This window comes from Psychroserpens burtonensis DSM 12212 (assembly GCF_000425305.1).
Classification (GTDB): domain Bacteria; phylum Bacteroidota; class Bacteroidia; order Flavobacteriales; family Flavobacteriaceae; genus Psychroserpens; species Psychroserpens burtonensis.
The window spans coordinates 323,959-349,214 of record NZ_AUDE01000001.1 but is presented as its reverse complement, the minus strand read 5'-3'; the positions used below and the strand labels follow the sequence as shown (position 1 = coordinate 349,214).

Annotated in this window: 20 protein-coding genes; 7 read left to right on the top strand and 13 right to left on the bottom strand. The window is 32.9% G+C overall.

From position 1 onward, the window contains the following. Positions 1-166: 166 nt before the first annotated feature. Both H593_RS0101595 and H593_RS0101590 read right to left on the bottom strand, forming a co-directional pair. A complete protein-coding gene (locus H593_RS0101595) occupies positions 167-1,711 on the bottom strand; it encodes an Rne/Rng family ribonuclease (protein ID WP_028870805.1) in 1,545 nt (514 codons plus the stop codon). 333 nt (positions 1,712-2,044) lie between these two features. After that, the gene (locus H593_RS0101590; RefSeq protein ID WP_028870804.1) at positions 2,045-2,335 is read right to left on the bottom strand and encodes an HU family DNA-binding protein; all 291 of its coding nucleotides are present in this window, start codon (positions 2,333-2,335) and stop codon (positions 2,045-2,047) included. Between the two features lie 133 nt (positions 2,336-2,468). Between H593_RS0101590 and mutY the strand changes: the two genes are divergently transcribed. From mutY to gldD, 4 genes are all read left to right on the top strand, one after another. After that, a complete protein-coding gene (gene mutY / locus H593_RS0101585) occupies positions 2,469-3,509 on the top strand; it encodes an A/G-specific adenine glycosylase (RefSeq protein ID WP_028870803.1) in 1,041 nt (346 codons plus the stop codon). Between the two features lie 85 nt (positions 3,510-3,594). Next, positions 3,595-4,047: a single-stranded DNA-binding protein gene (locus H593_RS0101580; RefSeq protein WP_028870802.1), complete on the top strand. Its 453-nt coding sequence runs from the start codon at positions 3,595-3,597 to the stop codon at positions 4,045-4,047. A gap of 25 nt (positions 4,048-4,072) precedes the next feature. Beyond that, the gene (gene gldE, locus H593_RS0101575; protein WP_028870801.1) at positions 4,073-5,404 is read left to right on the top strand and encodes a gliding motility-associated protein GldE; all 1,332 of its coding nucleotides are present in this window, start codon (positions 4,073-4,075) and stop codon (positions 5,402-5,404) included. A gap of 15 nt (positions 5,405-5,419) precedes the next feature. Continuing rightward, entirely contained in the window at positions 5,420-6,001 is a 582-nt protein-coding gene (gene gldD / locus H593_RS0101570; RefSeq protein WP_037051159.1) for a gliding motility lipoprotein GldD, read from the top strand. A gap of 273 nt (positions 6,002-6,274) precedes the next feature. On the opposite strand, the gene H593_RS0101565 is transcribed toward gldD, so the two are convergent. From H593_RS0101565 to H593_RS0101525, 9 genes are all read right to left on the bottom strand, one after another. Continuing rightward, a complete protein-coding gene (locus H593_RS0101565; protein ID WP_028870799.1) occupies positions 6,275-7,951 on the bottom strand; it encodes a choice-of-anchor J domain-containing protein in 1,677 nt (558 codons plus the stop codon). A gap of 12 nt (positions 7,952-7,963) precedes the next feature. Continuing rightward, positions 7,964-10,540, bottom strand: a complete 2,577-nt coding sequence (locus H593_RS0101560; protein WP_028870798.1) for a TonB-dependent receptor — start codon at positions 10,538-10,540, stop codon at positions 7,964-7,966. A 159-nt stretch (positions 10,541-10,699) separates the two neighbouring features. Beyond that, positions 10,700-12,349: a glucose-6-phosphate isomerase gene (pgi, locus tag H593_RS0101555; RefSeq protein ID WP_028870797.1), complete on the bottom strand. Its 1,650-nt coding sequence runs from the start codon at positions 12,347-12,349 to the stop codon at positions 10,700-10,702. A gap of 2 nt (positions 12,350-12,351) precedes the next feature. Beyond that, positions 12,352-13,635: a M23 family metallopeptidase gene (locus H593_RS18310; RefSeq protein ID WP_037051216.1), complete on the bottom strand. Its 1,284-nt coding sequence runs from the start codon at positions 13,633-13,635 to the stop codon at positions 12,352-12,354. Between the two features lie 11 nt (positions 13,636-13,646). After that, entirely contained in the window at positions 13,647-14,579 is a 933-nt protein-coding gene (locus H593_RS0101545) for a tryptophan 2,3-dioxygenase family protein (RefSeq protein ID WP_028870796.1), read from the bottom strand. Between the two features lie 4 nt (positions 14,580-14,583). Then, positions 14,584-15,363, bottom strand: coding sequence for a DUF3108 domain-containing protein (locus tag H593_RS0101540; protein ID WP_028870795.1), 780 nt, complete (start codon positions 15,361-15,363; stop codon positions 14,584-14,586). 256 nt (positions 15,364-15,619) lie between these two features. Next, the gene (hppD, locus tag H593_RS0101535) at positions 15,620-16,780 is read right to left on the bottom strand and encodes a 4-hydroxyphenylpyruvate dioxygenase (protein ID WP_028870794.1); all 1,161 of its coding nucleotides are present in this window, start codon (positions 16,778-16,780) and stop codon (positions 15,620-15,622) included. Between the two features lie 64 nt (positions 16,781-16,844). Further along, positions 16,845-17,327 (bottom strand): CCC motif membrane protein, encoded by a 483-nt coding sequence (locus H593_RS18305; RefSeq protein WP_037051156.1) that lies wholly within the window; start codon positions 17,325-17,327, stop codon positions 16,845-16,847. A gap of 12 nt (positions 17,328-17,339) precedes the next feature. Then, the gene (locus H593_RS0101525) at positions 17,340-18,500 is read right to left on the bottom strand and encodes a homogentisate 1,2-dioxygenase (protein ID WP_028870793.1); all 1,161 of its coding nucleotides are present in this window, start codon (positions 18,498-18,500) and stop codon (positions 17,340-17,342) included. Between the two features lie 834 nt (positions 18,501-19,334). Here H593_RS0101525 and H593_RS0101520 point away from each other — a divergent pair. The 3 genes from H593_RS0101520 to H593_RS0101510 are packed head-to-tail and all read left to right on the top strand — an operon-like array spanning position 19,335 to position 20,753. Beyond that, the gene (locus tag H593_RS0101520) at positions 19,335-19,769 is read left to right on the top strand and encodes a hypothetical protein (RefSeq protein ID WP_028870792.1); all 435 of its coding nucleotides are present in this window, start codon (positions 19,335-19,337) and stop codon (positions 19,767-19,769) included. Further along, a complete protein-coding gene (locus H593_RS0101515) occupies positions 19,759-20,337 on the top strand; it encodes a hypothetical protein (protein WP_028870791.1) in 579 nt (192 codons plus the stop codon). Before H593_RS0101520 ends, H593_RS0101515 begins: the two co-directional genes overlap by 11 nt. Continuing rightward, entirely contained in the window at positions 20,334-20,753 is a 420-nt protein-coding gene (locus H593_RS0101510; protein ID WP_028870790.1) for a hypothetical protein, read from the top strand. Before H593_RS0101515 ends, H593_RS0101510 begins: the two co-directional genes overlap by 4 nt. A gap of 389 nt (positions 20,754-21,142) precedes the next feature. On the opposite strand, the gene H593_RS0101505 is transcribed toward H593_RS0101510, so the two are convergent. Then, entirely contained in the window at positions 21,143-23,332 is a 2,190-nt protein-coding gene (locus H593_RS0101505; protein WP_051229586.1) for a patatin-like phospholipase family protein, read from the bottom strand. Positions 23,333-23,376: 44 nt separating this feature from the next. Next, a complete protein-coding gene (gene uvrC / locus H593_RS0101500; protein WP_028870788.1) occupies positions 23,377-25,170 on the bottom strand; it encodes an excinuclease ABC subunit UvrC in 1,794 nt (597 codons plus the stop codon). Positions 25,171-25,256: the final 86 nt, after the last annotated feature.

The following is a 25,256-nucleotide window of genomic DNA, read 5'->3' as shown; positions in this document are numbered from 1 at the left end:
ACTATTATTTAATAAGTAATTGTTGGTGAAAAACACCAACAAAGGCATCCTCAAACTATAAAATAAAATTAAAACTCTTTACGAGTAGCACATTTCAGAAGCAAAAAGCACGAACCATTTTAAAAAGAAAAACCCCTTAACTCAAAGAGCTAAGGGGTTTTAGATATTATTTGATTTCCTTACCATCTTTATCAATAAAATGGTATTCAAGATATGTGTAAGCATCTCTAGGTAAAACTTTTACCCATTTTTTATGTTCTAAAAACCACTTAGAACGTACTGATGGAAACCCTTTGGTTATAAAGGCTGCTATAAATGGATGTGCATTAAGCGTAATCTTTTTATAGTCTTTTTTAAAGAGTCTCTCTAGGTCTTGAGTAATGCTTTGAATCACTTTAATTGGTGCTTCAATTTCCTCACCTGCAATACCATTTGGATTCTCTTCTTTTGTTTTAATATTGCGTTCTGGGCGAACACGTTGTCTGGTAATTTGTATTAAACCAAACTTACTAGGCGGCAAAATTTTATGCTTTGCCTTATCATCATTCATTTCGTCGCGAAGATGATTGTACAATTTTTTTCGATTCTCTGCTTTTCCCATATCAATAAAATCTACTACAATAATTCCTCCCATATCACGTAAACGTAACTGACGAGCAATTTCTGAAGCAGAAATCATATTGACTTCTAAAGCAGTGTCCTCTTGATTTTTTTCTTTGTTAGATCTGTTTCCACTATTAACATCAACAACATGCATCGCTTCGGTATGTTCAATTACCAAATAAGCACCTCTTGACATAGAAACTGTACGACCAAAAGATGTTTTTATTTGACGTTCAATACCATACTTTTCGTAAAGCGGGACGCCATTTTTATACAACTTAACTATTGACTCTTTAGCGGGTGCAATTTCTTGCACATAATCTTTAATCTGTCCATAAAGCAACTCATCATCTACTGTAATACTTGAGAAGGAGTCGTCAAAGATATCTCTTAAAATTGAAGACGCTTTGTTCATTTCACTCAACACCTTACTAGGATGATGTGCTTTATTTAATTTTCTACACATTGCTGTCCATCGTTCCAGCAAATTCTGTAAATCTTTCTCGAGTTCGGCAACTTTTTTGCCTTCTGCGACCGTACGAATTATAACACCAAAACCTTTAGGCGTAATACTCTTGACCAAACGTTTTAAACGTTCTTTTTCTTCTTTAGAGTCAATCTTTTGAGAAATTGAAATCCGATCAGAAAATGGTACCAAGACAATATAACGACCAGCAATTGACAACTCGCTACTAATGCGAGGTCCTTTGGTTGAAATTGGTTCTTTTACAATTTGTACTAATAGAGATTGATTAGACTTTAAAACATTAGCTATGCTTCCGTTTTTATCTATATCTTGCTCAAACTGAAAATTTTTCAGCAAAAAATCGGTATGTCTACCTGCGCTTACACGTTTAACGAATTTTGAAAGAGAAGGCAATTTTGGTCCTAAATCATGATAATGCAAAAAAGCATCTTTCTCATAACCTACATTAACAAATGCAGCATTTAGACCAGGAACAGCTTTGCGTACTTTAGCGATAAATATATCACCAACAGCAAAATTGTTATCATCTTCATCTTTGTGTAACTCGATAAGTTTTCCATCTTTTAATAAGGCAAAATCAACAATATCAGAACTCGATCTAATAATCAATTCTTTTTCCATGTTGTTAATTTTAATCTATTTTGATTCATTTCAAAACAGATGGATTTTTATTTTGACACAGGATATTTAATCCAGTAAATTCATGTATTACGTATATTAAACGCAATAAACCCATGAATTTTATATCAAAGAACGTTAGTTGTTAAAACAATGAAAAAGTAGTTAAAAACTACTTTTTCAATTTATTTTTTCTTGTGACGATTAGCGCGTCTACGCTTCTTACGCTTGTGCGTAGCCACCTTATGTCTTTTCCTTTTTTTACCACTAGGCATAAATAAGTATTTTTTAAATTAATATTTGTTTTAATACCGAAACCTTTTCGATACGTATGTTTTAATTTACTTCAACGTTTGTCTTGACACCCTCAACAAATACTTTTGCAGGTTTAAATGCAGGAATATTATGTGCAGGTATTTTGATTGTTGTATTCTTTGAAATGTTACGTCCAGTTTTTTCAGCTCTTGTCTTTACGATAAAACTTCCAAAACCTCTTAAGTATACATTATCTCCACCTTCTAAAGAAGACTTAACTTCTTCCATAAATGTTTCAACTGTAGCTTGTACGTCTCCTTTTTCAATTCCTAATTTATCAGAAATTTTAGCTACTATATCAGCTTTTGTCATTGTTATTAATTTTAGGGTTATCTATTAATTATAAGGGATGCAAATATAGGTAATTTAATTTCAATATTTCATGCGTAATTAATTAAAATTTAACCCACTAAAGATTTATTTTTGTAAATATTTTTTCATTTATATGGATTTTAATAAAATTTTAACTCACTGGTATTCAGTTAATAAACGAGATCTGCCATGGAGGCAGACTAAAAACCCTTATCACATTTGGTTATCAGAAATAATTATGCAGCAAACCCAAATAAAACAGGGTTTACCATATTACGAGACTTTTGTGTCTAATTATCCTTCCGTTTTTCATTTAGCAAACGCTGATGAGCAGGACGTTTTAAAACTGTGGCAAGGCTTAGGATATTATTCTAGAGCTAGAAACCTTCATGCCTCTGCGAAATATATTTCTAATGAACTTAATGGTGAGTTCCCAACTTCCTATCAAGAAATGCTAAAACTCAAAGGTGTTGGCGACTATACTGCAAGTGCTATTTCATCCATATCTTTTGATGAAGCTCATGCTGTTGTTGATGGTAATGTGTATCGTGTACTCTCTAGATATTTTGGAATTCCCACTCCTATTAATAGTACTGCTGGCATAAAAGAATTTAAACTACTGGCTACCCAATTATTAGACACTAAAAATCCAGGCGATTATAATCAAGCTGTTATGGAGTTTGGTGCTACTCAATGCAAACCCAAAAACCCGTATTGTATTGTTTGCCCTCTAAAGGATAGTTGTGTGGCTTTACAAAAAGGAATAGTAGGAAAACTACCCGTTAAAATCAAAAAGATAAAAGTCACTAAAAAGCAGTTTAATTTTTTGGTGTTTATTTCCGAAGATAAAAAAACAGTTTTCGAGCAGCGCACTTCAAAAGGCATTTGGCAAAACCTATATCAATTCCCATTGATTGAAAGTGAGACTGAGATCCCTCTTAAATCATTTAAAAGCCATCCTTCAGTTCTGGACTACTTTAAAACTCTAGACTATTCATTTAGTGTATTTAACCCTAAACCTATTGTACACAAGTTATCACATCAACATTTATATGCCAAGTTTTGGATTATTGAAGTTAAACGACTTGAGACGGAAGGGATTCCAATTTCCGAAGTAAAAAACTATCCCACACCTGTTTTAATAAGCAATTTTATAGATGCCTTTGGTTTCTAATAATTTATATTTTTTTCATACTTTTATTAATCAATCTATTTTGATTTCAAAATGTTTAATTTTGTAGTCTTAAACAAACATAATTATGTCGGGAACATTAAATAAAGTGATGCTTATTGGGCATTTAGGAGATGAAGTAAAGATGCATTATTTTGATGGTGGCAACTGCGTTGGTCGTTTTCCATTGGCTACTAATGAAACGTATACAAATAAGCAAACTAACGAGCGTGTTACTAATACAGAGTGGCATAATATTGTGGTGCGAAATAAAGCTGCTGAGATTTGTGAAAAATACTTGTCTAAAGGCGACAAGGTTTATATAGAAGGTCGTCTTAAAACTAGAAAATGGCAGGATGATAAAGGGATGGATCGTTACTCTACAGAGATACAGTGTACAGATTTCACTTTTTTATCTACAAAAAATGATAGTCAAAGCGGACCTGCGCCAACTCCAAATCCTCAACAAGCTACTCAAAAACCAGCTAGTAATCCTGTAGTAGAAACACCAACTGAAGACACTGATGATCTTCCGTTTTAATTAAAATAAACTTAAATTATTCACATTGGACCCTGAACCCACAAGTTTAATTATTACTATGCTCAATGGAAACGTGTCTTTCGTTTTTGGGCTTATTGTGCTTTTTATTTTACTCTTTTGTTCTGCACTTGTAAGTGGCGTGGAAGTCGCTTTTTTCTCTTTAAGTAAGTCTGATATTGACTTAGGTCTTGAAGAGGACTCTAAAACATTTAATATAATTTCTAAACTTCTTGAGCGACCAAAAAAATTATTAGCAACGATTCTTGTTGCCAATAACTTTATAAATATTGCTATTGTACTTTTATTTGCATCAATTAGTGATATCCTCTTTAAAGATATTGTTGTTGTAATTGATTTCTATTTTTTTGAAATAGACCTTATTTTCTTTTTAAATGTCGTGGTCATCACCTTTTTAATTTTACTTTTTGGTGAGATTGTACCTAAGATATATGCGAGTAGAAATCGTGTTAAATTTTCGGTTTTTATGACCATTCCTTTAAAAGTTTTAGATGTGATTTTTTCTCCTGTGAGCTTACCAATGCGCCAAGTAACTTTAGGCATACACAACAAATTAGGAAAACAAAAATCAAACCTTAGTGTTGATCAGTTATCACAAGCGCTTGAGTTAACAGGTGATAGTGACACTACAGATGAAGAACATAAAATTTTAAAAGGAATTGTGTCTTTTGGAAACACAGATACTAAACAAGTTATGCGTCCTAGGATGGATATTTTTGCACTTAATGAAGATTCAAAATATACAGACATCATAACAGAGGTTATTAAAAATGGTTATTCGAGAATACCAGTCTATAAAGATAGTATTGACTCAGTCACTGGTATTTTATACGTTAAAGATTTACTCCCTTATATTGACAGAGAAGAATTTGACTGGACAACATTACTGCGTGACCCGTTCTTTGTGCCAGAGAACAAAAAATTAGATGACCTTATGTTGGAGTTTCAAGAGAAGAAAGTGCATCTTGCTGTTGTCGTAGATGAATATGGTGGAACATCTGGAGTAGTGTCGCTAGAGGATGTTATTGAGGAGATTGTAGGTGATATTAGTGATGAATTTGATGATGACGATATCGTCTACACTAAAATTGATAACAATAACTATTCTTTTGAAGGTAAAACGACATTAAAAGATTTTTATAAAATTATAAAGCTTAACGACGAGACCGATTTTGAAGAAAAAAAAGGTGAAGCTGAGACAATTGCTGGGTTTGTTTTAGAAATTTCTGGAATTTTCCCAAGACGTGACAGTAAAATAAATTTTAAAAATTATGTTTTCACTGTAGAAACTATAGACAAGAAGCGTATTAAACAAATTAAGTTTACCATTTTAGATTAAAATAATCTCGCCATTATGAGCATTAAAAAACTAGTTCTACCTTTTCTCGCTGTTGCTTGTTTTTCGTGTGGAAACGACCCATTACCCAAACCAAAGGCGATGTTACGATTAGAATATGACACCCCTAAATATTCTAAAATAGATGTAAGATTACCGTTTACTTTCGAAAAGAATGAACTTGCAGACAAGATCTCAACTATAAAATTAGATGGTGTCAACAACATCTCTGGCGTTAATATTAACTACCCAAATATGAAAGGAACTATCTATCTTACATACAAGACTGTTAATGACACTAATTTAACGTCTTTACTTAGAGATGCCCAAGCTCTAACTCAAAAGCACACCATGAAAGCAGATGCTATTGAAAGCGTTCTTTATGAAAACCTTAAGCACAATGTATTTGGAATGTTTTACGAAGTTGGTGGTAATGCAGCATCACAATCTCAATTCTATGTAACAGATAGTATTAATCATTTTTTAACGGGCTCCTTATACTTCTACGCAAAACCTAACTACGATTCTATATTACCAGCCGCAGCCTATCTTAAAAACGATATAAAGCACATTATGGAAACTGTGGAATGGAAAGAATAAGCAGTTAACAGTTAGCGAAAACAAATTGTACTATTTATTGATTCTGAACACCATAATAAAGTTCGCTTTAATTCTCATTCTCTTCATTTCAAATAAAAAAATCACCAAAATTATTACTTATTATAAATTTAGTCCCTAACTGAAGAACCTCGGCTTCTTCCTATTGACATCTTCAAATAATACATAACTTTAATCTTCTAAAAAATAGGAAATACAAAAAATGCCTATCGAATATCGATAGGCATTTTTTTATAACTTAAAGTTTATGAATTACTAATCTAGATTGTAAATCCATTCACCAGCTAGTTTTATTAAGCGGAAATCTTCAACAGCGTTACTACCGTCATAGATATCGACAGACATCACATACTTTTGCTCGTCTGCAGCTCCAGTAGCAATAACATTATCTAAAAGATCTGCAAAAACAGTTAGTATCATATCATTACTCCAGTAAGCTGCATTTGATGGTCTTCTATCAAAATTACCAAAGTTAGACATGCTTGATACTGCATCAACAAAACCGTCTGTTGCCCCGTAGTTAGCTGTTATATAATCAAAATCTCCAGCTGTAATCATATACCTCACCGTGTTATCTGGAACCCATTCACCATCAGAGAAACCAAATTGTAATGATGTAGAAATCACAGATTCACTCGCAGTCCAAGAACCATTCATAAAGGTATAAAAATCACCTCTAATTCCTGCCCCACTACTACTTGAGAAGTATTTGTAAATAACAAATAGTTGATCTTCCTCTTGTGCAAATGGGTACTTAAGACTTAAGAATGTTGGTAAGTAATTATCTGCAGGTGTAGAACTCCCAAAGTTATTAAAAGCGCCTGGTTGACCACTAGACTCTCCCATTGAGTCATAATCAGAGTTACTTAAATAATAAGCATCATCTACTTCTTCCCAAGAACCACCATCATAAACAAAATACTCTCCTTTAGAATTTGTATCGCCCGCGATACCTACTTTTTGTACAGCGAAATCTTGTACTCTCCATCTTGGAGAATCATTATCTGTTGAGCTATATTTCAGACCAACATAAACTTGAAGTCCGTCATAAGCTGAAAAGTCAATATTTTCTAATGAAGTTAATTCCTCAAATGCAGTTTTATCAAAATCAATTGCATCCCAGTTAGCAGCTGTAACATCAGCTACAGTTCCACCACCATTATAATCTGTAGAGATTAAAATGTCAATTAAAGCATCATCTCCTAAGAAATCTATTTCTTGTGTAATTTGAAATAAAAGATCAGACTCTCCTGATAAATCAATTTCCGGAGAAATTAACCATTCTTCCAATGCATTTGCAGAACCATCAAAAGCAGAACCCTGAACATTTGCAGCACCTACGGTCCATCCTAATTCGTCTGGTCCAGATACTGAGATTAACTCAAAATTATCATAGTCACCAGGAAATGCTGCTTGATATACATTTGCTAAACCTACTACGGGATTTTCAAAGTATTGCTTGTAAGTCGCAAGCACTAATTGCCCGTCAACTGGATCCGCTATTTGTGCCGCCAAAATATCAGGAATTTCATTAGTAGCATTTACATCTGGATAAAACCCAAAAGCATCACTTCCTGTTGTAGCATAGTCATCATTAGTTAATTGATATGTTGTTGCTCCAGTGTAATCACCTAAGCCTTCAGCTTGACCTACAAAAAGGTCATAGTTAACTAAGACAGACGAACCTTCACCATATAGAGGATACAAATCGTTTAATAAAAATGGGATAGAATCTTTTGCTTGTTGCTCAGATCCAAAGTTTCCAAAGCTTAAATCAAAACGATCATAATCTGCATCGATAAGTGTGTATTCAAATGCACCAATATTTGGTTCATCAGGAAGGGCGTCAATTTCTGCATTGATATCTTCTAATGGGTTACAACCTGTAAAGATTGCGGCCACTAAAGCGAATAAATAAATTACTTTTTTCATTTTTCTTTTTTTTTAAAAATTAAGTTTCATTCCAACACTAAATGTTCTTCCAAAACCGTAAAATACTCTTGCAGATCTTGCAGATGACGGTGCAATATAATCAGCATCACCAACATTACCTCTTCCAGAACCATCTAAAGCATCTGTAATATGTGTTGTATTTAAGATATTGTTTATTCTACCTGTAAGAATTGCATCAAATTCACCAAATTTAAAATTATGTCTTACAGCTGTATCAAAAATACCATATGCAGGAACTTTCCATGCATCAGGACCAGCAGTTCCTCTATCACTAGGATCAAAATCTGCATATAAATCTGCAAAATAATTATAATCTAATGTGACTATAGTGTTTGCTCCTAAATTATAATTTGCTCCTAAAGCAAACGTTGTTTGAGCGGCATCACCTACATGTAGATCTTTAATAATAATATCTACAGTCTCAATAACGTTTTGTTCTTCATCTCTAATCTCTACACCCTCGATATTATTTTTCCAAGTCCAGTCACCTAAAGATGCCATACCTGTCAATTTAAGAGCATCTGTCGCTCTATATACAAAATCAATCTCAAGACCTTGATGTAAAGCATTTACACCTAAAATATTTGCGAATGCTAACGTTCCATCTTGACGTTGGAAGCCTGCGAACTCCGTTCTATCATTCCAAGTTGTATGATATACATTGACATTTGCAGATAGTTTTTCACCTCTAAAACCGTAACCCAATTCAAAACTTGTAATTTTTTCATTTTCTTGACCATCATTAACGTCATCATTGTTAAAGTTGGGATAAACAGCTCTAAAAAATGGTGCTCTTTCAAAATAACCTAAGTTAGCAAACACATTATGATTATCATCGATATTAAAATTTGCTCCACCTTTTGCTCCATAACCAAAAAAGTTAGAGGCGTCAGTTTCTTGTAAAGGATCTGTGTCTAAGTAGTTAAAATAATCAATACGCTTATAAGATGTATTAGATGCATTAAGTGCTACGAAAGCTGACAGCTTATCTTTAGAATACTCTAATTGCGTAAATCCACCAAGCCAGTTTACAAGACCATCGTTATTATATCCTATTTTATCACCAACCTGTGTTTGTCTGTTTGGATTATTAACGTCATTATCATCTGAATGATACTGACCTCCTAAAAGATCTGTAACTTCTTGAAAGTGTAAACCTCTGTAATATCTATAATCTAAACCAGCCAAAAGCACTAACTCATCTGTAATGTCTGTTTTTAACGTAGATAAAATACCATACCATTTGTGATCATTACGAGACGCTCTTAAAATGGATTCAGAACCACTTACACCAGCAGCCACATTTTCATCAACTATCTTATCAAAATCGATAGTTCCTAAAACACCAACTCTATAATCATCGTTCTCTAAAAAGAACTTAGAGTTATCGCCGGCAGTTCCACCACCACCACCAGAACCAAATGAGGCATAAGCAGCTGTGGATAGGTTCGTTTTATCACTGATTGTCCAATAGTGATTTAAAGAAATCTGTGGTTTATGATAAAAATTATCTTCTGAGTTTGTGACTTGGCCATCTTTATAACCCCAATCTGAGTTAAATTTTATACCTCTTTCACTATCTCTAAACGTTTCAATGGTATGACGATTTTGTCTTTGACCGTGCGTTTGTTTTGCACCAAAAGCAGTTAAAGCTATTTTATGATTTTCATTGATTTGCTTAGAAATGTTTACAAAATAATTCACTGCAGTAAATTCTGTACCGTCTACATAACCATTACCATCAATCTTCGCAGCAGATACTGTTGCAGCAAACCCATTTTCCATTAATCCTGTCGAATAGGTTAGACCAAATTTCTTATAACCATCATTTGCGATCGTTGTGTACAAATTACCACCAGCTTCAACATCAGTCGTTTTAGAAAGAATATTAATTGTACCACCAATTGAGGGCACAGCTACTTTAGCAGCTCCAAGCCCTCTTTGCACTTGCATAGAACTTGTTACATCACCTAAACCAGCCCAGTTAGACCAAAATACACGACCATTTTCCATGTCGTTTACTGGTACACCGTTAATCATTACTGCAACATTTTCAGAACTAAATCCACGAAGGTTAATTCTACCATCACCAAAACCACCACCTTGCTTTGTAGCATATACACCAGGAGTAGATTTCAAAATCTCAGGAAATTCTTGTGTCCCTAATTTTAACTCAATTTCTGCAGCTCTAATTGTAGATACAGCAACAGGCGTTTTTCTATCTACTGCAACAGATGCAATAATTTGAATTTCCTGCAAGCCAATGTCACTAGATGCTAAACTAATAGTTCCTAAATCTTGATCTCCAGAAAAAGAGATCGTTTTAGATGAGTAACCTACAAAAGTAATAACTAGTTCTCCTGAAGACGCATTTGTTTTGAAGGTAAAGTTTCCATCAAAATTAGTTGTTGTACCGTTTGATGTTCCTTTTTCAACAACGTTGGCTCCCGGTAAAGGCTCGTTAAAATCAGATCCTAAGATCTTACCCGTTATTGTGCTTTGAGAAAAGGCAAGCGTAGTGCACAAAAGGACTACAAACACCAATAAACATTTTGAAAATTTCTTCATTGTTTCAATTTTATTAAAGAGTTTTAATTTTCGGCAAAAATACATCTGTTTAGACAATACTATATTACCATAACGTTAACATTTATTAACATGTAAAATTACTTAAAATTTTCTTAAAATTTGAAATTAGAATATTAAATACGAACTAAGTCTTTAACACTACCTATGCGAGTTTTGGTAGTATTTAATAAGGTTTTGCGTAGAATCGTCGTGATTGTTAATAACATTTACGTCTTGAAGCTCCTTTAAAATTGTATTAGCGAGTTGCTTTCCTAACTCGACACCAAATTGGTCATAGCTAAAAATATTCCAGATAACACCTTGAACAAATATCTTGTGTTCATACATGGCAATTAGCTTCCCTAAACTTTCTGGTGTTAACTTTTCTATTAAAAATGTTGTTGTTGGTTTATTCCCATCGAACACCTTAAAAGGTGTCAAGTCTTTAATTTTTTCTTCGGAAGCGCCTTGCGTCTTCAACTCATCTATAACTGTTTTTTCAGACTTGCCATTCATCAATGCTTCTGTTTGCGCAAAAAAGTTTGACATCAATTTATCTTGGTGATCTTGATTACCGTGTAATGATTTTACGAATCCAATAAATTCTGCAGGAATTAATTTTGTTCCTTGATGAATTAATTGAAAAAAGGCATGTTGTGAATTTGTACCTGGTTCTCCCCAAATGATAGTTCCTGTTTGATAATTAATCTTATCACCATTTCTATCGATACTTTTTCCATTACTTTCCATTATCCCTTGTTGAAGGTAGGTCGCAAATTGATTTAAATATTGCGAATATGGAATGACTGCTTCACTTTCGGCATTGAAAAAATTATTATACCAAACACTTATTAGCGCAGTAATTACAGGGATATTTTTATCAAAATCTTCGGTTTTAAAATGTTCATCCATTTTATGCGCTCCTAAAAGAAGGCTGTCAAAATTATCAAAACCTACTGCTAAACTGATAGAAAGACCTACGGCACTCCATAACGAGAATCGTCCTCCAACCCAGTTCCACATTGGGAAAATATTATTTTCATCAATTCCAAAGGCTTTAACCTTCTCAATATTAGTAGAAACCGCTACAAAATGTTTAGAAACTGCTTCTTGAGGTGCGTGTTTTAAAAACCACTCTCTAAGCGTATTGGCATTAGACAAGGTTTCTTGTGTGGTAAATGTTTTTGAAACAATCACAAAGAGTGTTGTTTCTGGGTTTAAGTTTTTAATGACCTCGTTAACATGATCTCCATCTACATTACTTACAAAATGAGTTTTTAAGCGATTCTTATAAAAAGCCAAAGAATCTACAACCATTGCTGGACCTAGATCTGATCCACCAATCCCAATATTCACGACATCTGTAAAAGCTTTGTTTGTGTACGACTTCAAAACCCCTCCAATCACCTTGTTAGAGAAGTCTTTGATTTTACGTTTGACTTTGAAAATTTCTGGCATTACATTTTCTCCATCAACAAGAACCTCTGCACTTTCAGGATTTCTCAATGCAGTATGTAAGACTTCACGACCTTCTGTTTTATTGATAACATCTCCGCTAAAATACTTAGCCATAGCATCTTTAAGTTCGACTTCATTTGCCAATTCTATTAACAAATCAAGTGTTTCTTTAGATAGTCTATGTTTTGAATAATCGACATAAAAATCATCCCATTTAATTGTCATATCATTGACCCTATTACTATGTTGCGCAAACAAATCTTTGATATGTTTATGTTCTATCGTTTCAAAGTGGGCTTGTAATTTGCTCCAAGCTTTGGTTGTTGTAGGGTTGATTGTTTTTAATGCCATTATTAAATTTTACTAGTAATTGTTTTTCCTTGCGAAGCAATATCTGTTATATGGTCTTCAAATTGAATATTATCAAGTTGTAGTTTTAGAGGCTTAATAAACTCTGTATATTTTGCTTTTAGTGCATCTGGAATAGACTCTGCAGCTGGTAATTTTTCTCTAAATGGATCTACTTGTTTTCCATTCTTCCAAAATCGATAGCACACATGTGGTCCGCCCGTATTTCCTGTCATACCAACATATCCAATCACATCTCCCTGTTTGACAAAAGCACCTTTTTTTACATTTTGCTTTTGCATGTGTAGATATTGCGTGCTATAAGTGCCGTTGTGTTTGATTTTTACGTATTTCCCGTTTGCTCCGCGTCTTGTAGACTCCGTAACAGTTCCGTTAGCTGTCGCTAAAATGGGAGTTCCAATAGGTGCAGCAAAATCAGTGCCTTTGTGAGGCCTTAGTCTATAACCATAATATTTAATACGACGGTTTAAATTATAACGAGATGATATTCTACTAAACTGTACAGGCGCTTTTAAGAATGTTCGCCTTAAACTCTTTGTGTTTTCATCAAAATAATCTGATATATTTTTTGTGCTATCCACCTCAAAATTAAAGGCATAAAAATGCTCATCTTTATGTTGAAAATAAGCAGCATCGATACTTTCGATTCCTGCATAAATAGAGTCTTGAATAAAGCGTTGCTTGTACACAATTTTAAAACGGTCACCTTTTTGAAGTCTGAAGAAATCAATTGTCCAAGCATAGATATCACTCATATCATTAATTAATTGATATGGTAAACCTTGAGACTCCATGGTTTCAGATAAGTTATTCATTACAATACCAGACGCGATTCTTTCTACTAAAGTTATGGGTTTTTTACCTTTATAAGTTTCTATTGAATCTGTAAACTTAATAACAACATAATCAATATTATTGGGTTGATAAATAAAACACTCAGGTGTTTGTAGAGAGTCATTTGTGCACAATAAGGTATATGGTTTCCCAACTTGAAGTCTTCTAATATCAAAACTATCTTTTGCGTTTTCAGCAATATTAAAAATTCTAGGATATCCAATGTGATTGCGCTCTAAGATTTCTCCAAAACTATCACCACTTTTAATGGTATCTCGCTTAACGATGAAATCTTTAAGAATAAAACCAAATTCTGTAATTGGTTCTGGTTCTATGATTACTTCTACTGGCTCTACTTTTGGTTTTTCTTCTTGTTTACACGAAAAAACACAAACGCATAATATAAGTGCTATTAATAATTGTTTTGATTGCATTATGTAGTCTGTTAAATATTTTCTCCCCAATTTTTTAATTCTTCTTCACTCCAAAGTTCTGGAAAAAATATACGTTTCTGATATTTTGGATGCATATATTTTTTCCAATCACTTCCACCTGTGGCTTCACCATCACCTGTTCCACTTTCTATGTAGTGACGTGCAGTATTGTAATGTGCCATTACCCATGTAATGTTAACTGTATGATCAAAATGCCTCATTGCTTTAATTATACTTTCGCCTTTTTGATCTTCTATAGGAAGTTCTTTAAATCTAGACCATAAATTCTTTGTGTTATAGGTTTGCATAAAGCGAATAAAGTCTCCTTTATATCGTTTTTCAAAATTAACTAAGAGTGTTGATTTTTCACCTGTCTTATAATCTTTTCCTGCGGCTTGCCAATATAAATGTTCAAAAGCATGCTCGAAAGGTGTCTCTCTATCTATTGTTTTTCTAAACCTGTAATCTATAAGATTGATGAGCTCTGTAGAGGCAAATTCTATCATTCTATATTGTGCGCTTTGAAATCCGCTAGCAGGAGTCAGTGTATAGCGAAATTTCATATACTGCTCAACTGCCATACCCTCTCTCATGATATTAAAAGACGTCGTCAGCATATCAAAATAACGACTTACGCGCATAATTTTATCTTCAAAATAAGCGACATTGAGTTCTTCTGCTTCTGCGACTTGTTGAATTTCCCATAAAATCATCTTAAAAATAAGTTCATTTATTTGATGATAGGCAATAAATACCATCTCATCTGGAAGCGTCGTACGCTGAATTTGAAGATTTAGTAAGGCATCAGTTTGTATATAGTCCCAATATGTAATTGGCTTACTGTGAAGCAAGCCTTGTAGGTGGTCATCTGTCTTTTGACCTATTTTATTATATTTCTCTTGTAACTGCTCAACGATATCGTCAAAGCTTCGTAAATCCTCCATTTCGTTAGTCAAATTGTATTGGGAAAAAGTGTTTAAGACCTTTAAATTGTATTAAGTCTGCTCTTAAAGAACCTACCGCTAGGTCTGCTTTTATTTTTAGCGGAATTTTATTTTCATCTGCACTTACCCAAAGTGTCAAACTTTCTTGCTCCTTAAAAACACGTCCAGCCATAACATAAGGTCTAAACTTTAAGGTTTTTATTTTACCAAATTCGGTTTCTATAGTTTCTCGCCCTAAAAATTTTAATTTAAAACCAAAATTCTCTTCATCAAAAAACATGTCTAATTCTATAACCTCTCCAACTTTAATATCATCGGTATCATAATTATTTCGAAGATAATAAAAGGCAGATACCATATCTTGAACATTGGGCTCTGTTACTACAGTCTTTATTGTTTTATACTTTTTATTTTCTACTAGTGCTTCTCGTTTATTATGATCAAAGGCAATCTCAATATTTTTAGTGTGACCACCTTCATCAATTTTTCGTATAAACTTATAAGGAACTCCTGTTTGTTTATCAAAATAGCTCTCATATCTATCTTTAACTTTAAAAATCCATTTAATCGCACCTGTGGTCCAACCTTTACCTGTTACATGAAACACAGGCTTACCCTCTAAAATCGTTTCATCAACAGATAGTGTTGCATTCCCTGCTTTTAGCATCCCACTATAACTCATCTCAAATTTAAACCATTCTCCATCTTGAAATGCACTTTTCTCTTGGGCAAAAGAAGTTTGCAGACAACACAGAACACTAAATATAAGTAGCACGTTTTTCATTGTCGTAATTATTATAAATGAAACTTTTACTGTTCCATTTTATTGTACAGTAGGTAGAATTACAATTACTATTCCAAAAATATAAATTTTATTGAAACCATTATATATAAAGGTGTTATAGTTGTGTTAGTTTTTATAAAAAATTTAATGTTCTTTTTTTACTTCGGAAATGTACAACATCCAAAGCTTGTCTCTAAAAAGAAAGCTCAATCTTTATAAAGATTGAGCTTTTAAATAGATCAATTTCAAACATTTATTACAACGTGCCTCGTTTTGCTTGTTCTCTTTCAATAGATTCAAATAATGCCTTAAAATTACCTGCACCAAAACCTTGAGCTCCCATTCTTTGAATGATTTCAAAAAATAGTGTTGGTCTATCTTCTACTGGCTTCGTAAAAATTTGAAGTAAGTAGCCTTCTTCATCAGCATCTATCATTATAGACAATTTTTGAAGCTCACCAATATCTTCTTTCATCATCTCCATATGTTCTCCTAATCGCTGTGGAATCTCATCATAATAGGCTTGAGGTGGTGGTGGTAAAAACTCTATACCTCTCGCTTTTAATTGTGCAACGGTTTTAATAATATCATCTGTTGCTACTGCGATATGTTGTACACCAGAATCCTCATAAAAATCCAAATACTCTTCAATTTGAGATTTTTTTGCAGCTTTTGCTGGTTCATTTATTGGAAATTTAATACGACCGTTACCATTACTCATCACTTTACTCATGAGTGCCGAATACTCTGTGTGGATTTGTTTGTCATCAAAAGACAAGAAATTTACAAATCCCATCACATCTTCATACCATTTTACCCAAGTATTCATTTGTCCCCAACCTACATTACCAACCATGTGGTCTATATATTTTAACCCTACAGGTTCTGGATTATAGTCTGACTCCCATTTTTGGAATCCTGGCATAAATGTACCTGTGTAATTTTTGCGTTCTACAAACATATGAACCGTTTCACCATAGGTATAAATCCCTGCTCTCACGACTTCACCAAATTCGTCTTTTTCAACAGTGGGCTCCATATAAGATTGAGCCCCTCTTTTTGTAGTTTCTTCGTATGATTTTCTAGCGTCATCGACCCATAAAGCAATTACTTTTACACCATCACCATGCTTTACAATATGGTCATTGACTGGCGATTTACTGTTTAGTGGTGTTGTAAGCACCAATCTAATCTTATCTTGTTTTAGGACATAGCTTACAGAGTCTCGTGATCCAGTTTCTAGTCCTTTATAAGCATGCGATTGGAAACCAAATGCTGTCTTATAAAAATGAGCAGACTGCTTAGCGTTACCTACGTAAAACTCCACATAATCTGTACCTAAAAGTGGTAAAAAATCTTGTGCGCCTTCGAATATTTTTTCTAATCCATAATCGACACTTTTTACTTCTTTTGCCATAGTGACTTTATTTTAGAACTTTCTTGGGAGTCTTCATATTTCCGAAGAAAATAAATTTATTATTTTAATTATTTAAACTGTCTATCTCTATTTTTATTAACTCCTCCATATTAATGGAGTCTACTCTCATGCTGTCTTCTTCTCTTTCAGAAGCATCAGTGTCCTTATAAATACTGTCGTTTTCCCATTCATAATTGAAATCATCTGGATTATTTTGCATCTCAATACCTTCCAAAATCGCCGTAGAAATTAATGCACCATAAATTATAAAATACGCGATATAAAATAGTGTCACTAAAGAGCTTACAACTAAAGCAATGATGTTTAAAACCTTTGCTGTTGACACATTACTTTTACTTTGAGGCTCATAAATACTTGGATTTATTTGATATATTCTCAAGCTTTTATTTGACATCACCAACCCAATGATACTAATAATTATAGGGATAAATGCAAATATACCACAGCAACATCCTGCAAAGGATATGACTAGTGCGATTATTCCTAAAATCATGGCAGTAGGATCTGCGGGTAATTTATTATGCATCAATTGTTCTATTTAATGCTCTAACCAAGATTTATAATACTCTTCATCGGCTATTTTTAAAGCTTCTTCTGTTAATTGTAAAGGTTTAAACGTATCTACCATTACAGCAAGTTCCTCTGTTTTTACTTTACCAATACTACGCTCTGTTGCTCCAGGATGTGGACCATGAGGTATACCAGCTGGATGTAAACTTATGTGTCCTGCATCAATATCATTTCTACTCATAAAATCACCATCTACATAATACAACACCTCATCACTATCTATATTGCTATGGTTGTAAGGTGCTGGAATACCATCTGGATGATAATCGTATAAACGCGGTACAAAACTACAAATCACGAAGGCATCTGTTTCAAACGTTTGATGTACTGGTGGTGGTTGGTGAATGCGACCTGTAATAGGTTCAAAATCGTGAATAGAAAGCGCATACGGATAATTAAAACCGTCATACCCCACGACATCAAAAGGATGCGAGGCGTACACCATATCAAATATATCGTCTTGCTTTTTGACTTTCATCAAAAATTCTCCAGACTCGTTGTTGGTTTCTAACTCATAAGGTTGGCGAATATCACGCTCACAATAAGGCGAGTGCTCCAGAAGTTGACCAAACCAATTTCTATAGCGTTTTGGTGTGTAAATTGGTCGGCGAGATTCTACGATGAAAAGTCTGTTGTCTTCGGTATCAAAATCCATTTTATAAATCACACCTCGAGGAACAACCAAGTAATCTCCGTATTTGAAATCTAGATTTCCTAAATGTGTTCTTAATTTTCCAGAGCCTTTATGGATAAAAATAAGCTCATCTGCATCTGTGTTTTTATAAAAGTAGTCTGTTGTTTTATTTTTTGGTGCTGCTAAAATAATAGTACAATCGCTGTTAGTAAGTACCGCTTTTCTGCTTTCTAAGTAATCATTTTCTGGTTTGATTTGAAACCCTATTAACCGATACGATTGGATATGATTTGCTTTTGCAATTTTAGGCGCAACGCTGTATTGTCTTTTGATAGCTTTTACTTGCGTTGGTCTTTGCTCGTGGTAGCTATTAGTGGACATACCATCAAAACCAATGGTACCAAACAACTGTTCTGCATATAAACTCCCATCTTCTTTGCGAAATTGAGTGTGTCGTTTTGGTGGTATTTTTCCTAATTTATGATAGAAAGGCATATTCTGTTGATATTAAATATTAGATTTTAAAAGTTTGACGTAAAAACGCACTCACTTTTAACTTGATATAAAGATACAAATATGTGGGATTATTCAGAATTTAAACTGAATCATTTATATTGTTACATAGATTACAGATTGAGCACAAATACAATTAGAAACATTATATACGATAAATTACTGGATGTGTTTCTTTTAATAAGAAACTGAGGGTGACTTAACAAATCCTTGAAGATGAGATTTACATGGATTATATCTTGGGAGATTCTTGAGCGCACAAAACCTCATCTAAATCACAAAATAATTCTATTTACTACACATTGACAACTACTTACGAAAAAAAAAAACACTTTTCAAAGATAAAAACAGGCTTTAACAGTCAAATGTTAAAGTTTGGAGAATTTTGAGGTTTTGATTACGGTTTTTCCGTAGTCTCAAGGATTAGCATGGGTTGAGAGGTGATTTTTGTTTTTTTGAAATATTTGGTTATATCGATTATATTCTATTTATTTAATGTGTTGTAAATGAAGATTTTGAGAGAAATAGAAGTCGCTCAAAATTGAATTGACAACAACTGTTGCAACTTAAACAAGTGCTTGTTTTTAATATTACTTCTAAAATTTGACTTCTTGACTTCTTGACTTCTTGCAAAATTAGTTTAATCGACCTTTTCTTTAGGTCAAAAATCAAGAAATTATAAAAACAATAAAATTAATAATTATAATTCTTACAGCAGTTGCTTTTTCGTCATGCAGTATTGATTCTCAAATAGAAGACTTTCAAACTTACGATGATACTCAAAATGTCGAGAATTCAAAGGTTTCAGATAATGAAATGGAACGAGGTTTTCTTTGTGGCCCAGGATATCATTTAGAATGGGAATTAGTAGATACTCCAATTAGAATTTTTAAAAAATCTGGCTGTGAGAGTGGATTTGGACTATGCTTTTCAGTAGGAGCGGTTTGGGCGTTTGACTGTGTTCGAAATAGTTTAGATGATGTGCCAGTTATAAGCAGAGTCACTTTTGACCCAACAACCGAAAAAATTGATGCGGTTGCTGTTGGTGATAGAAATATTGATAGACTAACATTTTATTATCACAAAGATATAATGGACTCCTCAGATCATGATGCCACAGATTTTTTAATTATGGACATCGAAGATGGTGTTTATATAAGTAGTAATTATAAATTAGTGGCAGGAACTTATAATAGGGTGATAAATGGTGATTATTACACTTATACAGTACCATACGTCGATGAAAATTAAAACTACATTTATATTCTTAGCTTGCTTTTTTGCTTATTTAAGTTATGGGCAAGCTAAGGATAATTTTAAAAATAAATCTGAGTATATTGAATATTTAAATGAGACACAAAAATTAAAAAGTGATCAAATTTATTATATTTCAGATTTGACTAAAACTAATATTATTAAATTTCCATCATTAGTTTTCTTTGTACAAGCAGATAAGATTATCTCAATAGACGAAATATCCCTGAAATTAAAAACGTCCTGTCCTCCCAAAAAACTTTTAAGAAAATTATCCAAAGATTTAATAATAGATTATATAGATAAAAAAGAATCAAATGGGCGTTTAATTTTAAAAGAATTGCATAATAATTCAATTTTCACTCAAAATAATGAATTGGTTGCCTTATTAATTTATTCTACGAGATTAGGCAAACATGGAGAACAGTACATTAAACACAGGAGCAGATTAAATAAATTAGGAATCAAATCCATTATATTAACTATGGATATTCCTTATATTTCAAATATCGATGACTATTCAAAAATAAATCAGTTAAAATTTAAAAATAGAACCAAAAGATGAAACAAGTAATTGTTATCCTATTTTTTTTAATTATTGGCAGTATATCCTACTCGCAAACTGAAACATTTAGCACAAAATATGTTGAATTTGATAAGGCAAGTTGGCCTCACGATTTTCAGATTTTTTATACAGATTTAAGAGTAAAGGATATTAATTATAATCTAAAATTTGAAACAGCAGCAATTATTGGATTAAATGAACCATTATATATTAAACATGAACCTTTAATAAAACAAAAATTTCTATTTGACAATATGAGCATGCACAATCAGCACAAAACATTTTTTCGAAACCAATGCGGTCCTTTGGGTGATGGAATCACATATTATACTGCAACCTCAGACATATTTATCTCTAACATTTTAGATAATTTTTTGAATGAATACATCATTCAAAAAATAATACTCAAAAAATAAACACAATATAACTTTAGATGCGCTAAGGAATTAAGGTTAAATCATAATTGTTTAATTCATTAATAGGATAGTTAATCTTCTTAATTGTCTTCTAAAAAACGTCAACAATCATGAAAACCTTCAAATTAATCATTTTCAGCGCACCAATAATCATTCCAAAATCCATATTCATATTCATTTGTTGTTTTGCAAGTGTCTTTATAATAACCGCAGGATTTTTAGATGATTTTGTAAATAAAAAGGAATTTTCTTTACGAGCCTTTTCTTTACAAATAAGCTGGCTAGCCTTTTTCCTTTGGAATAGCGCCTGCTATCTAAGGAGTAATAAAAAAGAGTGAATTTTTAGAAAAATAGTAAAGCAGCGAGTAATTTTTTATTTACTACTTTTTTTAAAACCAAAACCCAATATTAAAATACCAAACGCTTTGTCCCTCTTCTGGTGAGTAACTATATTTAGCCTGTATTGGTCCTAAAAAGGTTTCAAGACCATAACCTAATGCATAGCCTCTGTAATCTGGTAAGGTGAAATACTCTCCAGACTCAAAAATATCATTCCCAATATTAGCCCAATTAGCTTCTAAAGTAATGTGGTTTTTATTAAAAATTTCATAATCTGCCTTTACATGGGCTTTCACATAACTATTACCCGTAAGTGAAATATAGTCATAGCCCAAAAACGGAATGAAGTTATTTATAAAATTATTACCATAACCTCCTAGTGCAAAATCTAATGCATTGGTAGCGTTATCTCCAAATTTAAAACCTCCTCCTGTTTGAAAATTTAAACTCATATTTTGTGAAAGCCTAAATGCGTAACCCAAATCGGCTTTTGCGATAGAAAACTGTTCAAAATCTTTATTAAAACTTGAAGCGAATAAATAGGTGTGCAAATAGCCACTAAAATACACTCCAGTTGACGGGTAATATTTATCATCGTAAGTGTCTAGTTTCAAATTTCCGAAGACACTAAAATAATCGGTATTTTCGAATAAAAATTCATCAGTTTCGGTATCAATAGTGATGGTTTCAGATTTAATGTTTAACCGTTTATGCTCTGCACCTAGACTAAGAGCAAAATCTTTTCTAAATAAGGTTTGCAAATAAAATTGATTGGTTTGATCTCTTAGTTTTACATCTAACTTATTAATTCCTGTTTGAGTAATTTGTGCTTCATCCAAAAGCAACTCACTATTAATGCTTTTTTCAAATTGATTATATCTTGAGCATAAACCAATACTCCAATAAAATCCTTTATCAATAAGATATTCAAAATTATATCTCACATTATCTCCTAAAATAATATCTAGTGATACTATGTCATTATTAAAGAATAATCTTTTTGTGGTCAAATTTACAAGTGCCGCACTTTTATACACCTCATCATAATGTATGCCTAGCTTCAAAAACGTTGTTGTTCTAGATTCTCGAAGATTTGCTGCAAACTCATAACCGTCTGTACCCTTTGATTCTTTAAAACTATATTGAAAGGAATCAAAATTATTGGTCGCTATCAAATTGTTTACACCTTTATTGAAATCGGCATAACTTAACGTCTCTTTCCCTTTGAGTTTTAACTTACCTAAAATATAAGATCGCGTGTAACGCTCATTACCTTTGATACTAATTCCATTTATAGCAATACTATCTGCAGGAATTACATCAATAGACCTACTATTAGTATCTCTATTAATTTTTGGTAATTTTTTTAAGGCCCCTAACTCTTTTAAAGCAGCAATTTTACCATTTTTAATAATTTCTCTTCCTTGACTAAATGACACGACTGTGAAGCCTATAATATTTGGTTTTATATAAATATCTGTCTTTTTAGACTTTAATTTCATATCATTGATAGTTCTAAAATTATTAATTTGTGAGAGTACGTCCAGAGCAGATACCATATCATCTCGTGTTGCTAACTCATCTTGTACATCAACACCTATAATAATATCCATACCTTTTGCTTTAAGCTCGTCAATTGGATAATTATTAACCACACCTCCGTCAATTAATAACTCATCACCTATTGCTACAGGTTGAAATAACGACGGAAACGCTCCACTAGCAGTAATAGACAGTGGTAAATTACCAGAATCGAGAATGACTGGTTTTCCGTTTTCTACATTAGTAGCAACGCAAAAAAAAGGAATTGGTAACTCCGCAAAATCATCTATCTCACTTACATGAAGCGTTAATTTAGTTAATAAATTAAAAATATTTTGACCTCTAGATAAGGCCGAAGGCAACTTGAGTTTAAATCTATCGAATGGAAGTATAACACCATATTTCTCTGTATTATCCCGTTCATAAAATGTTTTAGCTGAGCGCGGTAAATCATCATTGATCACTGCATCAAAATCTAAGCTACTAAAAATAGTATCTAACTGCTTACCTGAATAGCCAGAAGCATATAAAGACCCTATGATGGCTCCCATACTCGTACCAGCAATATAATCTACTTTAACACCAAGGCTGTCTATCACTTTAAGAACACCTATATGAGCAAAACCCTTTGCTCCACCGCCACTTAACACCAATCCTACTTTTGGCTTTTGGGTATTACTGTTTGTTTGCGCTTTCATTGAAAACGTGCAAAACAAACCTATTATAATGATGTATCTATAAATCACTTTTTACTGTAATACGCTATTATTTTTTGAGCTCTTGATACTCCAACAACTTTTTCTAATTCTTCTTTTTTTGCTTCGGAAATGCGCTTCACCGACTTAAATTGCTTCATCAATGCTACAACCGTCTGCTCTCCAATTCCTGGTATGGTTTCCAACGCTGTATTAAGCGCCTGTTTACTTCGTCTATTTCTATGATGCTCAATCCCAAAACGGTGTGCCTCATTTCTCAAATACTGAATCACCTTTAAGGTTTCACTTTTTTTATCTAAATATAAGGGAATTGGGTCATCTGGATAAAATAATTCTTCTAAACGTTTTGCTATTCCGATGATTGCTATTGTATTGCGAAGACCCAAAGCATCCAAACTTTTCAAAGATGATGATAATTGCCCTTTACCTCCATCAATAATAATTAATTGTGGTAAGGGCTGCTTCTCGTCAAGCAAACGTTTATATCTGCGATAAACCACCTCTTCCATAGACGCAAAATCGTCTGGACCTACAACCGTTTTAATATTAAAATTGCGATAGTCTTTTTTGCTTGGTTTCCCATCTTTAAAAACCACACATGCAGCGACAGGATTCGTACCTTGTATGTTTGAGTTATCAAAACATTCGATATGGCGAGGTTCATCAGGCAGTCCTAAATCTACTTTCATTTGCGCCATTATGCGATTGGTATGACGATCTGGATCTACAATTTTTACTTGTTTAAAACGCTCCATACGGTAGTATTTTGCATTACGCAGTGATAAGTCTAAAATTCTCTTTTTATCACCTAATTTAGGAACTGTTACCATTATATCTCTACCTAACTTTAGAGGAAAAGGCGCATAAATCTCTTTTGATGTGGAATTGAAGCGTTGTCTAATTTCGGTAATCGCCAATTCTAATAATTGTAAATCGGTTTCATCCAATTTCTTTTTAATCTCTAAAGTGTGCGACCTAATGATGCTTCCGTAGGATAACTGTAAAAAGTTGATATACGCATAGCCTTCGTCACTCATAATACTAAACACATCAACATTGCTAATTTTTGGATTTACAATCGTTGATTTTGATTGGTATTTTTCTAAAACCTCAATTTTTTCTTTAATACGCTGGGCTTGTTCAAATTCCATGTCTTGAGCCAACTGTTTCATTTGGGTTTTAAATTGGGACAGTGAATCTTTGAAATTCCCTTTAATTATTTCCCTTATGGCAATAATATGTGCATTGTATTCTTCTTCACCTTGTAAATCATCACACGGTCCTTTGCAGTTACCTAGATGGTATTCTAAACAGACCTTGTACTTTCCTGCTTCTATTTTATCTTTAGAAAGATTGTAATTACACGTTCGCAAACTATACAACCCTTTAATTAAATCAAGCAATGTCCAAACCGTTTTCATGCTGGTATATGGTCCATAATACTCTGAGCCATCTTTGAAAATACGTCGTGTTGGAAACACTCTTGGAAAACGTTCATTTTTAATACAAATCCAAGGGTAGGTCTTATCATCTTTAAGTAGCACGTTATATCGTGGCTTATATTTTTTTATGAGATTATTTTCTAGCAAAAGCGCGTCTGTCTCAGTCTCTACAACAATATGTTTAACGCTAGCAATCTTTTTTACTAAAACTCTAGTCTTACCATTTTCATGAGTTTTTGTAAAGTAAGAACTTACTCTTTTTTTTATGTTTTTTGCTTTTCCTACATAGATCAACTTATCATCGGCATCAAAATATTGATATACACCAGGCTCTTGAGGTAAGGTTTTTAATTGTATGTCTAGTGTGGGTTTATCCATTTTATCAAAGGTAATCTTTAAAAAATATTTTCAATAGAATTTATTATAACAAGATTAATATAACTGAAGTTTTTGTTACTTTGCAT